The 12,817-nt window shown below is 34.6% G+C and carries 10 protein-coding genes; 3 read left to right on the top strand and 7 right to left on the bottom strand.

Translation table 11 applies throughout. The features are described from left to right. Positions 1-335 precede the first annotated feature (335 nt). Together A2530_RS03100 and A2530_RS03095 are read left to right on the top strand one after the other, a co-directional pair. Positions 336-3,119 carry a diguanylate cyclase gene (locus A2530_RS03100; protein ID WP_294885617.1) on the top strand — a complete coding sequence of 928 codons (2,784 nt, stop codon included), beginning with the start codon at positions 336-338 and terminating at the stop codon, positions 3,117-3,119. A gap of 87 nt (positions 3,120-3,206) precedes the next feature. Then, entirely contained in the window at positions 3,207-4,343 is a 1,137-nt protein-coding gene (locus A2530_RS03095; RefSeq protein ID WP_294885615.1) for a hypothetical protein, read from the top strand. An 8-nt stretch (positions 4,344-4,351) separates the two neighbouring features. Here the strand turns inward: A2530_RS03095 and A2530_RS03090 are convergent, their stop codons facing one another. From A2530_RS03090 to A2530_RS03080, 3 genes are read right to left on the bottom strand one after another with little or no spacing between them, the layout of a single operon-like run. Continuing rightward, positions 4,352-4,795, bottom strand: coding sequence for a hypothetical protein (locus A2530_RS03090; RefSeq protein WP_294885613.1), 444 nt, complete (start codon positions 4,793-4,795; stop codon positions 4,352-4,354). A gap of 32 nt (positions 4,796-4,827) precedes the next feature. Then, positions 4,828-5,541 carry a tRNA pseudouridine(65) synthase TruC gene (gene truC / locus A2530_RS03085; protein WP_294885611.1) on the bottom strand — a complete coding sequence of 238 codons (714 nt, stop codon included), beginning with the start codon at positions 5,539-5,541 and terminating at the stop codon, positions 4,828-4,830. A 6-nt stretch (positions 5,542-5,547) separates the two neighbouring features. Beyond that, positions 5,548-6,846, bottom strand: coding sequence for a DEAD/DEAH box helicase (locus tag A2530_RS03080; RefSeq protein WP_294885609.1), 1,299 nt, complete (start codon positions 6,844-6,846; stop codon positions 5,548-5,550). A gap of 101 nt (positions 6,847-6,947) precedes the next feature. On the opposite strand from A2530_RS03080, the gene A2530_RS03075 reads away from it, so the two are divergent. Next, positions 6,948-7,454 carry a DUF2062 domain-containing protein gene (locus A2530_RS03075; protein WP_294885607.1) on the top strand — a complete coding sequence of 169 codons (507 nt, stop codon included), beginning with the start codon at positions 6,948-6,950 and terminating at the stop codon, positions 7,452-7,454. 8 nt (positions 7,455-7,462) lie between these two features. Here A2530_RS03075 and lgt read toward each other — a convergent pair whose 3' ends face one another. The 4 genes from lgt to A2530_RS03055 all read right to left on the bottom strand — a co-directional run bounded on the left by lgt (position 7,463) and on the right by A2530_RS03055 (position 12,698). Next, positions 7,463-8,281 (bottom strand): prolipoprotein diacylglyceryl transferase, encoded by an 819-nt coding sequence (gene lgt / locus A2530_RS03070; protein ID WP_294885605.1) that lies wholly within the window; start codon positions 8,279-8,281, stop codon positions 7,463-7,465. A 7-nt stretch (positions 8,282-8,288) separates the two neighbouring features. Then, positions 8,289-9,572, bottom strand: coding sequence for a (Fe-S)-binding protein (locus tag A2530_RS03065; RefSeq protein ID WP_294885603.1), 1,284 nt, complete (start codon positions 9,570-9,572; stop codon positions 8,289-8,291). Between the two features lie 2 nt (positions 9,573-9,574). Next, positions 9,575-10,942, bottom strand: coding sequence for an oxygen-independent coproporphyrinogen III oxidase (hemN, locus tag A2530_RS03060; protein WP_294885601.1), 1,368 nt, complete (start codon positions 10,940-10,942; stop codon positions 9,575-9,577). Between the two features lie 70 nt (positions 10,943-11,012). After that, on the bottom strand, positions 11,013-12,698 hold the full coding sequence (locus tag A2530_RS03055) for an ABC transporter transmembrane domain-containing protein (RefSeq protein WP_294885758.1): 1,686 nt from the start codon (positions 12,696-12,698) through the stop codon (positions 11,013-11,015). Positions 12,699-12,817 lie beyond the last annotated feature (119 nt).

Raw genomic sequence — 12,817 nt, 5'->3', positions numbered from 1 at the left:
GGTCACTGGTTCGAATCCAGTATCCGGAGCCACAACCTTTTAAACCCCTAAAATACAGACTTCCCAAGACTTAGTTTTACTTATTGTGCCCAAATCTGTCCTTAGATATTGCCTAAATAAAGAAATTTAATTTAGCTGCTTGGTAGTAAAAGCATATCTTTATAGCGTCATAAAAGAGACATTTGGAAGCGTAACAAACTTAAAAGATAGAAGAAAAGATATCTTTGAGCTTGTCAGGAGATAGTCAAATTTAATACTTTATCTTAGATTAATTATTTAATATTGCTATAATAGCAACAATATAATAATTAGTGAGTCTATATAAAAGAAAAAATATGCAAAAAATTAAAAATGAGAATTTAGTATTTAAAATTATATCTCCTTTTGTATTTTCGCTAATATTTATAATAGTATCCACTCTTGGTACACTCTATTTTTTACAAAAAAAGCATATTAATCAACAATCTATGGAAAAATTAGAAAATATCTCTGCAGTACTACAAAAAACAATAACTAGTGATACAAAATTACTTCAAGAACTAATTGAATTTTTACAAAAAGATGACACCTTAATATACAACTATAAAAATCAAAATAGAGAGTGGCTTTTTTTATATCTGCATCAAATATATTTAGACTTTAAAAATAACCACAACATAACCCATTTATATATTCATAATCTCGATAAAACAAACTTTTTAAGAGCTCACAACAGAAAGTTACACTCTGATAAAATAGAGCGATTTACTTTGAATAATGCTGTTGATACCGGAGCAGTATCATCAGGTATAGAGTTTGGGGTAAATCATGACTTTGCACTACGTGTTGTAGTTCCGTGGTATGATGATGGTGCGTTAATCGGATATATTGAGTTAGGAAAAGATATTGAAGAGTTTAGTAAAGAGCTCACAAATACTCTAAAAACAAACATAATTTTTACATTGGATACGGAAGTTGTAAAGCAAACAACTAAGCAGAAATCATTAGACGATAGATACATTACTTTAGATAACTACTGTGTAATAAAATCCACTATAGTAGATTTGAAAATATCTAAAAATTTACTAGAAATCTTAAATAAAAGTGAGAATATCTCAAATATTATTTATGAAGAAAATAACAAAATATATACAATTAGCAGTGAAACCTTATATGACATGCAAAAGCAAGATATAGGTAAATCATATATATTTATAGACATAACAAATGATTTAAGAGAACTTAACTCAATCCTTTTACAACTCATATCTATGTTACTTATTATTGGCATTTTTGTACTCTTTTATTTCTACAAATATCTTAAAAAAATAGATAAAATACTTGAAGACGACAAAAAGATAATAGAACTTAACTTTCAATTTGAGCAGTATGTAAATAAAATCTCAAGCGAGCTTTTTGTAAATATCGATATTGACAAATCAATTAGCAATACTCTTAAAAATTTAGGAGAAGTTTTAAACGCACACAGAGCTTACCTATTTATATTTAAGAAAAATTACTCACTAATGGACAATACTCATGAGTGGTGTGCAAATGGAGTAAATCATGAGATAAATAACTTAAGAGACGAAGAGACGAAACCTTTTAAATGGTGGTTAAGACAGTGCAAAGAACTAAAGCCGATAATTATAGAAAATATTTATGACTTACCAAAAGAGGCAAGAAATGAGAAATCTTCTTTACAACAACAAAATATAAAGTCATTAATGGTATATCAAATTATCTCAAAAGGCTCTCTTGTGGGTTTTGTAGGGATTGATATGGTTAAAAAGAGTATAAAATGGAGCCCTACACACCACTCTTTTGTAAAGATAACCGCTGAGGCAATTTCTAAAGCATTTGATAAAAAAGCTGACAATGAAAAAATAGTAGATGCCTATGATGATATCTCTTTGACGTTAAACAGTGCTTTTAATGGCATATTAGTTATTGATGAGTATGGCGTTGTTTCTCTATACAATAAAAATTTTATTAACATGTGGGATATTGACGAATTATCTATAAATTTAAATACACATGTAGATTTACTTAACAAACTATCAAGCAAAATTTTAAATTATAAACAGACACTAAATTCGGTTCAATTTTTGATAAATAATAACTCTGCGGAACTAACTTTTATAACCTATCTAAACGATGGCAGAGTATTTGAAATAACTTCACAACCACGAGTAAAAAACAGTGTTTTTAGGGGTAGAGTATTCTCGTTTATGGATATTACTAAAAAAATAGAATCTCAAAAAGAGATAGAACTTGCCGCAAAGGTTTTTGAAAACAGCCTAGAGGGGATAATTATAACCGACTCTGACACAAACATAATAAAAGTAAATAAATCATTTCTAAATATTACAGGCTATAAAATAGATGATATTTTAGGACATAAACCATCTATTTTAAAATCAAATTGGCATGATAATAGCTTTTATACGAACTTATGGAATGACGTTCATAAATACAATATCTGGGAAGGGGAGATAAAAGACAGAAGAAAAAACGGTGAGGTATATATTACTCTTTCTACCATTATTCTCATAAAAGACAGCCAAGAAAACATAACAAACTATATAGGGTTTACAAGAGATATAACTAAAATGAAAGAGGCTCAAAATCATATAGAAATCTTAGCATATTATGACTCACTGACGAATCTTCCAAATAGAACACTTTTTATGGACAGACTAGAGCAAAGCCTGCTCTATTGTAAACGAAACTACAGAAAGAGCGCTCTATTATTTATAGATTTGGATAATTTTAAAAATGTAAATGATACATACGGTCATCAAGTTGGAGATTTATTACTTCAAAAAGTATCTAACATATTACTTACTAGCGTAAGAGCAAGTGATACTGTTAGCAGACTCTCCGGCGATGAGTTTACAGTTATTATTAGAAATCTTGAATCAAAAGATGACATAATAAATATCGTAAATAATATAATAGAAAAGATTTCAAAACATATAATTATTGATGAAACTATTCTCTTAGATATAGGAAGCAGTATCGGTGCTGCAATATATCCTGATGATACAACTGATAAAGACGAGCTTATAAAAATGGCTGATGAAGCTATGTATAGAGCTAAAGAAAACGGCAAAAACCGCTTAGAATTTTATAATTGAGAGATTTTTAACTAATCAACATATTTTATAGTAACGATATATTTCCGATTTACATTCGCGTGTTATAAAAATATCAAGGAGGATATTATGAAAATAGACGGCTATGGTGTTATGATGAATATGGAGCATTTTGGTTACAGATCTGCGTCACTGCAAGCATCCGGAGCAGTAAGTGCAAATGAAAATTTCAAAAGCGGCGAATCCCCAAAAACAGATACTATTGAGAGGTTTGACAATTCAGAGTCCAAAGAAGAAAACGTCGTAATAAAGGAGTTAAGCGCATCTCTTCTAAAAAGTATAAGCAATAAAACAAGAGTACAAGACACGTTTAGGCTTAGTGCAACTTATGTTGAGGCAGAAGCACTGAATTTTCAGACAAAAGCGTATGTAAAAAGCGGTGACAAAGAGATTGCACTTGAACTTAATGTCTCATTATCAAGGAGCTTTGTTCAGCAGATGAGCATAGAGAGTGTAAAAGCTCTGCAAGACCCGCTTATTGTAGAGCTTAACGGTTCATTTCCTTCTCTTAGCTCAAAAACTTTTGCTTTTGATATAGACAGCGACGGGAAAGAGGATCAGATTTCTATGCTTGGCAGAAGCAGTGCTTTTCTAGCACTTGATAAAAACAGTAACGGCGTCATTGATGATGGAAGCGAACTCTTCGGCACAAAAAGCGGTAACGGCTTTGAAGAGCTTAGAGCTTATGATGATGATAAAAACGGCTGGATTGACGAAAACGACAAAATTTTCAATAAGCTTAGAATATGGAGAAAAAGCGAAGGCAGAGATGAGTTGGTTGCTCTTGGCGAAGTAGGCATCGGAGCTATATTTCTTGGGAATATTGCAACCCCTTTTGAGCTTAAAAGTTCATCTAACACCCAGTTAGGCGTTATGAGAAAAAGCGGTTTTTTTCTCTTTGAGAGCGGAAAGGCAGGTGTGATTTCTCAAATAGATTTGGCAGTCTCACAAATAGACAACAACGAAATAAATCTGCTAATAGGAACAAAAGAGAGTTTTAAAAGAGTTAAGGGAATCAAGTTATATAAAAATGAGTCGAATGAGAACGAGGACTCAATGGATAAGAGATTTGAGAAACTTCAAAAACTTTTAAAATCTCTTGAGGCAAAACTTAATCGTGCTTCAGATGAGGAAAAAGCTCCGCTTCAGGCTCAAATCGGAGCTGTTTACTCTCAAATGATGTCACTCATTTCTAAAAAATTGTAGCTTAATTTTTAAGCTACAAACATCGCTTTTGCAATAACCACTATAAAAAATCCTAAAACTAAAACTAGTTTGTGGAAGTGGTTTTGCATAAAGGGATGTTTAGGTTTTTTTGTCATTTTCGTGTAAAGATTATAAAGCACTCCTAAAACAATTACAAGTGCCAATATAATTTTAATTACTAAAAGTTTTTGCAAACCTGTTTCAAAAAATCCCGCATTAGAGTTTATATATCTTGACATCATCATGCCACCGGTTAAAACAATTACTAAAAGAGAAATAGGAAAAATCTTAAAACTTTTCGTTCCCAATGTCTGGTTAATCTCTTGATTGACATCTTTGTTAAACTTGTTTTTTAACGTCGAAATCAACACCACGTCGGTAAAAACATAACCTAAAAATATGATTCCCAAAATTAAGTGTATTATATTTGCGTATGGATAGATTGCTTCCATTGTAACTCCTGTTTAAAATTAATGCGATTATATCAAATATGCCAATTAAAGAACTTGCATATTGACGTAAACGTATCGTCTAAGGGCGCTTTAATAGTTAAAATCTCATCACTGTACGGATGCTTTATTTGAAGTTTGCTTGCATGTAAAAGCATTCTATGACAACCGAATTTTTCCCGTATAAACTTGTTATGCTCGCCTCTTCCGTACTTTGTATCGCCTAAAATATGGTGTGAAATATGTTTCATATGACGGCGAAGCTGATGTTTTCTACCTGTTAAAGGTTTTAATTTTACAAGTGAATACCTTGTAACGTCATACTTTCCGACAGAAAAAGGAAGCTCAATGGTTTCTAGTCTCTCATACTTTGTTGAGGCATCTTGAGCCTCTTTACATGTAGAGTCTTTATCCGCTATTTTATCAAGCTTAACACTAAGTGCATGTTCTATAACGCCGCTCTCGTCAGTATATCCTCTAACAACTGCGATATAGCTTTTTTTACTCTCTCGCAAGCTAAACTGCTCACCCATGATTTTGGCACTCTCTTTATCAAGCGCAAAAAGCAAAACTCCTGAAGTGGGCTTATCTAGGCGATGAACCGGATAAACAAATCTTCCTATCTGCTCACGAAGAATCTGAACTGCAAACCGAGTCTCATGTCTATCAATAGGTGAGCGATGAACTAAAAGTCCGCTTGGCTTGTTTATCGCTACTAAAAACTCATCTTTATATAAAATCTCTAACAATGTTTACTAATCACGCTTTGTTGTTTTTCTTTTTTTGCTTGCAGGAGGCTTTTTGGCAGACGGAGTTTTTTTAGCTTTTTCAGGCTTTTTATAAGGTTTTCTAACTCTTTTTGCCTCTACTTTTTTATGCTCGCTTTTTAGCTTTAACTCTTCTTGGTCTTTTCTACGAATTGTCGGGTCAGGTTCAAAACCCTCAACTGTTTCTTGCGGTATTTTCATACCAATTAATCTCTCAACGTCTCTTATGTCATATTTTTCATAAATATCTATTAACGATATTGCCATGCCGTCTCGCCCAGCTCTGCCTGTTCGCCCTACTCTGTGAACATAATCTTCTGGAATTGAAGGAAGTTCATAGTTGATTACAAAAGGGAGTTCTTCTATGTCCAGACCTCTTGAAGCAATATCGGTTGCAACAAGCACTTTAGTTTTACCCTCTTTAAATTCATTGAGAGTTTTAAGTCTGTTTGCCTGAGTTTTGTCTCCGTGAATAATTCCGCATTTTAAGCCATCTTTTTTAAGCTCAAGTACAAGCTCGTCCGCACTTGCTTTTGTTCTGGTAAAAACTAATACCTGTCTAAAATTTCTAGAACCTATGATATAAGCGAGCAGTGCCGCTTTTTTATCGGTATCAACCATATAGGCGACCTGATTAATAGTGTCAACCGTTGAGTTCTTTTTAGATGTCTCTATAAACGCCGGCTTTGTCAAAATCAGCTTTGATAGTTTTCTAACCTTGTCGCTGTAAGTAGCAGAAAATAGAAGCGTCTGATGTCTTTTTGGCAAAAGAGGATGAATTTTGCGTATCTCTTTCATAAACCCCATATCAAGCATTCTGTCGGCTTCATCTAGTACAAAAATCTCTACATGTGAAAGAGAAATTCCCTTGTCTGCATGTTCCATAATTCTGCCCGGAGTTGCAATTACGATATCTACACCCTCTTTTAAAATCTTCTGTTGTGTCTCTAAGTCTTTTCCGCCCACCAAAACGGCAATATTTAAACTCATATTTTTTGCATAATTTTGCAAATCCTCATATATTTGGATAGAGAGTTCACGTGTAGGAGATATTATAAGACCTCTTATCTCTTTATGCTCATCATGTGAAGTTTTTCTTAGCCTTTGAAGCATAGGAAGACCAAATGCCGCAGTTTTACCGGTTCCGGTCTGAGCTGTTGCAAAAATATCGCTTTTTGCCAAAACAAGAGGTATTGCCCTTGTTTGTATAGTCGTAGGTTTTTCATAGCCTAAATCTTTTATAGCGCTAAGAAGAGGTTTAATAACCCCCAGTTTTTCAAATGACATTGTTTACCCACTTTCACTTTAGTAACGTAATTTTAACATATTATTAAAAATATAAGCTTTTTGCGGATATAATCCTCACACTTTGAAATATGGCATAAATTATGATTAGAAAAACATTTAAAAACTTAAGCACTCATGAAAAACTAAAAGCATTCACCGACAAATACAATATCCCTATAGAGTATCTTTCTGCAAATAGAAAGATGGTTTCCCGCGCTGTTTTAATAGGGCTTTTTATAGCTTTTATCCCTATGCCGATGCAGATGCTAGCAGTTGTAGCCGTAATCCCTTTTGCAAGATTTAATGTACCGATTGCTCTTGCTATGTGCTGGCTTAGTAACCCATTTACTATGCCTGCCATGTATTACATGGAATATCTCACGGGTAGTTTTTTACTTGGAATGGAAGTAACTCCGGTAGAGATGACTCTGGAGTGGTTTAGCGAAAATATAGGAAATATTTTTATTCCGTTGTATGTTGGAACTGCCTTTTACTCGATATTCGGTTCTGCTTTGGCATATTATTTGGTAAATCATTTCTGGAGAAGCTCCGTCAAAAAAGATAAAGAACTTCGAAAAAACGGCAACTCAAAAAATGATAACCAATAAGTATAGATTTATATTTTTATCTTTTTATCTTTAAAATAAAACCATGCGATAAGCCCTACCAAACTCATAGCTAGACTCATAACCTGCCCTTGAGTTATAGCATTGCAGCAGACATAGCCTATCTGAACATCGGGTGCTCGCCAAATCTCCGCTATTGCACGAAATATTCCGTAACTTATTCCGTAAACTAAAATAAGTTCTCCGCTAAATTTCTGATAATTTTTATACATGTAAACAACTATAAAAACACCAATTCCCTCTAAAAGTGCCTCATAAAGTTGTGAAGGATGACGCAGAACTCCATCAACCAAAATACCCCAAGCCACGTCTGTCTCACGTCCGATAAGCTCTTGATTTAAAAAATTGCCTATACGACCGAAAACAAAAGCCAAAGGAACGCTTATTGCAACCAAATCCATAATCTTGCCGAACTCTATCTTATGTTTTTTGGAGTACATGTAACTGCTGATTAAAAAGCCTAAAACCGCACCATGATAACTCATACCTCTTATGCCGACAAATTCTCCGTTTACAAACGGATTGAATATCTGCCATGGATGTGAGAGATAATATAGCGTATTTGTATCGTAAAAAAGGATATAGCCAAGCCTTGCACCCAGTATCACGCCGATTTCTACATATATAAAATAGTTCTCAATCTCTTTGCCTTTAAACTCAAGATTATCTTTTTTTATAAAATATTTTCCGATATAAAGAGCGCTAAAAAGTGCTAAGACATACATTATCCCATACCAGTGAACCGGCAGAGAAAATATTTTAAAAGCTACAGGGTCAAATGTTTCGTATATGTTGTTCCATGCTGACATTTAAAGATTAATCCCTTAACGCATCGGCAATAAGCTCGATAGGGTTTTTAAATACTACGTTACTGTCTGTATAACCCAAAGAGGAGTTTATCTGCATTCTACATGCACTGCACTCCGCACTTACTACGTCTGCTTTTGTTTTGTTTATCATGTCAGCTTTTGGGATACCTGCAGCTTTTGCAAAATGGTACTTTTCACTCTGCATCGTAACACCGCCGAATCCACAGCATAAATTAGGGTCACTCATCTCTACTATTTTGTAGTTCTTGCTGATTAGATTTCTAGGTTCTTGATGAATTCCCTGCATTTTTTTTGCATGACAAGGATCGTGATACGTAACTATTTTGGTATCTTTTTTCTTTGAAGCCAGAAGTTCAGAGAGCTGTGTATGATGTTCTAACCATTCTGTCGCCATAAAAATTTTATCTTTTAATGCTACCGCTCTTGCCTTCCACTCTGGCTGGTCATGAAAATAGTGTTCGTAATCAATCTTTAACATTGCACTACATGTAGCTTCTGGCACTATGATAGCTTCAACATCTTTGCTAAAACTCTCAAAGTACTCTATATTGAACTTTGCATTATAATCAACCGTATAAAAATCACCCGTAAAATATGCAGGTGCGCTGCAGCACTTTTGGTCTTTTGCCAAAAATGCGTCAATTCCCAAATGTTCCAATATCTCCAAAAGTGAATTTCCCACATTTACATAGTTGTAATTTCCAAGACAGCCTATAAAAACAGCAACTTTTCTTTTGCCGCCGTTGTTTATATTTTCGGGATGGGAGTTTAAAAACGATGTTTTTTTAAGACTCGGTAAAAGTCTGTCCGCTTTTAGCATAGGCAGGTTAAAACGTGCATTCATAGAGTCTGCGTCAGCTTTTATTTTAAAACCGCATGTCTGAAATACCCAGCCGAGTTTAAAAGCGATATCGTTTAACCAGCGGTGGCGAAGAAGTAAAAAGAAGGCTTTTTTATACCATGCAATTCCGAATTTTTGTGCAATATCCGCTCTTGCTTGTTCTATCACCATATCAGTCGGAAGTGATTTTGGACAAGCCTCAACACATGCCGTACATAAAAAACAGCTCTCAAAAATATCTTTTGCATTTTTATCAAGCTCCAAATTTCCACGCTGATAAGCTCCCAAAAGGTCCAAAAAACCCCTAGGAGATGTAACCTCATCGGCATTTACGTTATGAATAGTACAAACAGGAATACATTTCCCACACTTTATACACTCATCGGTTGTTGCACCGAAGTTAAAAATTTCTTGCGCAGATTTACTCATTATCAAACCGTTTTAGAAAATGTTTTAGCGTTTGCGGCATGTTTTTTCATGTAAGCATCAAAAGGCATAGCAATATTTCTAATAAGAAGAGTTCCAGTCTCACTGCACTTTATAAAATCATCGTCTATGCTTAATAGTTCATCCTCTTCAAAGGGCTTAAGTGCCGTAAGAGCGTCTGCAAAATATGTTTTAAAATCTATGTTGAAAAGCTTTTCAAATCTTTTTATATCAAGTTTAAAGTTGCTCATAAGCTCCATAATCACATACTGTCTAATCATATCATCATCGTTTAAAACAACGCCTCTCTCAAAAGGCAGTTTTCCTGCGTCAATTGCATCTTCATACTCTCTCATATCTTTAAAGTTTTGAGCATAATGCCCTACACCTTCTCCGATAGAAGTAAGCCCTACACCTATCAAATCGGCTCCGCCTTTTGTCGTATAACCTTGGAAGTTTCTATGAAGCTCCCCTTTTTTTATCGCTTTGAAAAGCTCATCTTCTGGCTTTGCAAAGTGATCCATTCCAATCATCTTGTAACCGTTTGAAGTTAAAAAATCTATCGTATATTGCATTATTTGAAGCTTCTCATCAGGCAGAGGAAGAGTCGTTTCATCAATTTTTCGCATTGTTTTTTTCATCCACGGTACATGTGCATAATTAAATACCGCAAATCTGTCGGGATTAAGAGTAAGAGAGAGTGCTAGAGTCTCTTTAAAAGTCTCTAATGTTTGAAAAGGAAGTCCGTAAATAAGGTCAACATTTACTGAAACCATATTGTATTTTCTTGCCAAATCCATTGCCTGTTTTGTTATCTCATAAGGCTGGATTCTATGAACAGCGCTTTGGACTTTTTCATTAAAATCCTGCAAGCCGAAACTCACACGGTTAAATCCGTTTTGGCTAAGAACCTTCATCTGCTCTTCATCAATATGGCGAGGGTCTATCTCACAACTGATTTCGGCATCTTTTACAAAATTCGGGAAAAAAGATTTTATCTCTTTTATAACCTCTTCAAGCTGAGCGGCACTGAAAAATGTCGGTGTTCCGCCGCCAAAGTGCATCTGAATAACTTCTCTATTACAATTTACATGTGAAGAGAGTATCTTTAACTCTCTTTTTAAATAATCCATATAACGAAGCATCTTATCCTCTTTAGAGGTAAATACGACATTACAGCCGCAGAAATAACATGCATTTTTACAAAAAGGAAGATGGAAATATAAACTAAGGGGACGAGACGAATCTTGAGATTTTAACTTTTCTATATACTCATCATAACCAAAAGAGTCGCTAAACTCCAATGCCGTAGGATAGCTCGTATAACGAGGTCCCGGTTTTGAGTACTTTGTAAATTTTGCAAAATCTAGCATATCTGTCCTTATATAGCTTGTTTATAGTTTTTAGCGATTATCTCTAAAAAGTGTTGAAAATCTGATTAATCTAATTTTTAAGTCTGCCTGCTAATCTTTGATAAACCTCTGAACTCTCCAAAAGTTCCTTATGTTTTCCGTTTGCAATAATTTTACCTTTTTGCATAACCAAAATCTTGTCCGCATGTTCTATCGTACTTAATCTGTGCGCAATTGTTATGGTAATTTTGTCTTTTGTATATTTATCAAGGGCATTTTGTATTCTCTTCTCGCTCTCATTGTCGAGTGCCGATGTTGCTTCATCAAGAAGAATCAAAGATGCGTGTTTATAGATGGCTCTTGCAATTGCGACGCGCTGTCTCTGTCCGCCGGAGAGATTTGAGCCAAACTCCTCCATTTTTGAATATATACCGTTCTCAAGCGAGTTAACAAAATCAATAGCGTCCGCAAGAGTCAAAGCCTCTATAACTCTTTGTTCATCTATCTCTTGTCCGTAAGCCACATTTGATGCAAGAGTATCTTGAAAAATATAAATTCTTTGCGTTACCAATGAGATATGATGTTTTAGCGAATCTTGCGTAAACTCTTTTATATTTATACCGTTTATTAGGATTTCTCCCTCATCCGGGTCGTAAAAACGTAAAAGCATATTTATAAATGTACTTTTCCCGCCGCCGCTGTCTCCCACAAGCGCTATATTTTCACCTTGCTTTATCTCTATATTGATATTATTCAAAGCATAAGAGTCTTCATATTTAAGTTTAACACTTTTAAACTCTACATGTACGATATCCTCTTTTAAAACTTTGTCTCCGTCAACAATTTTATTCTTTATATCAAGAGTCTCAAAAACTCTCTCGCTTGCAGCAACTGCGTCTTGAATTTTAGAGTATATTGAGCCGATACGGCGGATGGGTTGAAAAACAAGTCCCACCGCGGTAATAAACGCCGTAAACTCGCCAACACTCATCCTACCCTCATAAACTTCTCTTCCACCCACAAAAATAACCGCTGCAAGTCCCATTGCTCCGACTATTTCCATCAACGGAGAGACTATATCTCCGACATAAACAGACTTCATGTTTATCTTGAAAAACTGCCGGTTTTGAACACTGAATCTATCCAGCTCAAACCTTTGAGTTGCATTTGCTTTTATAATCTCACTGTTATTAAAAACTTCGCTAAGTCTTGCTACTACGTCGGCATTTTTCTCCTGCGAGCGGCGGGAATATTTTTTAAGTTTTTTGCCGATAAGAAGAATCGGATAGACTGCAACAGGCAGTACCACAAGAGAGTAAAACGCAAGCATAGGATTTAAATATATAACATATCCGACAAGCGCAATAACGGTTAGAGTCTCACGAAAAAGCTCAGGCAGCATGTTTGAGACAAAATAACGTATTCTCTCAATATCGTTTGTCACTCTTGAAATCAGCTCTCCGCTGCGATTTAGATATAAAAACGACATGTCAAGATTTATGATTTTTTCTAAGAGTATCTCACGAAATCTGGTAACAATATGCTGTCCGATATAGTTCATAAAAACAGACTGCATATATCTGCCTACGGATTTGAAAAAATATATAACTACAAGCCCGATTGGAATGTAATATAACATCTCCTCTTTTTTTTCTATGAACATCTCATCCATAAGAGGCTTCATAATATGCGCCGTTGCGGTAGTCGCTCCGACTGTAAATATTATGCCCACAAGAACTAAAAGATACTCTAACTTATACTCTTTTATGTATGGCATGTAGCGTTTTAAAATTTTTCTCAAATAACTATTCCAAAGCTCTTATTTTTGATGAATTTTATCCAAAAAACAGAAATAACCCTCACATTATCTGATTTTCATCATATTTTATGTAAAAT

Origin of the sequence: Sulfurimonas sp. RIFOXYD2_FULL_34_21, from assembly GCF_001830805.1 — a bacterium.
Classification (GTDB): domain Bacteria; phylum Campylobacterota; class Campylobacteria; order Campylobacterales; family Sulfurimonadaceae; genus Sulfurimonas.
The sequence above is the reverse complement of the archived record's forward strand: the minus strand, read 5'-3'. Positions and strand labels throughout refer to the sequence as shown.

Coding starts and splice junctions, on each gene's coding strand:
- A2530_RS03100 (WP_294885617.1), top strand. CDS start 336: ATGCAAAAAATTAAAAATGAGAATTTAGTATTTAAAATTATATCTCCT.
- A2530_RS03095 (WP_294885615.1), top strand. CDS start 3,207: ATGAAAATAGACGGCTATGGTGTTATGATGAATATGGAGCATTTTGGT.
- A2530_RS03090 (WP_294885613.1), bottom strand. CDS start 4,795: ATGGAAGCAATCTATCCATACGCAAATATAATACACTTAATTTTGGGA.
- A2530_RS03080 (WP_294885609.1), bottom strand. CDS start 6,846: ATGTCATTTGAAAAACTGGGGGTTATTAAACCTCTTCTTAGCGCTATA.
- A2530_RS03075 (WP_294885607.1), top strand. CDS start 6,948: ATGATTAGAAAAACATTTAAAAACTTAAGCACTCATGAAAAACTAAAA.
- lgt (WP_294885605.1), bottom strand. CDS start 8,281: ATGTCAGCATGGAACAACATATACGAAACATTTGACCCTGTAGCTTTT.
- A2530_RS03065 (WP_294885603.1), bottom strand. CDS start 9,572: ATGAGTAAATCTGCGCAAGAAATTTTTAACTTCGGTGCAACAACCGAT.
- hemN (WP_294885601.1), bottom strand. CDS start 10,942: ATGCTAGATTTTGCAAAATTTACAAAGTACTCAAAACCGGGACCTCGT.
- A2530_RS03055 (WP_294885758.1), bottom strand. CDS start 12,698: ATGCCATACATAAAAGAGTATAAGTTAGAGTATCTTTTAGTTCTTGTG.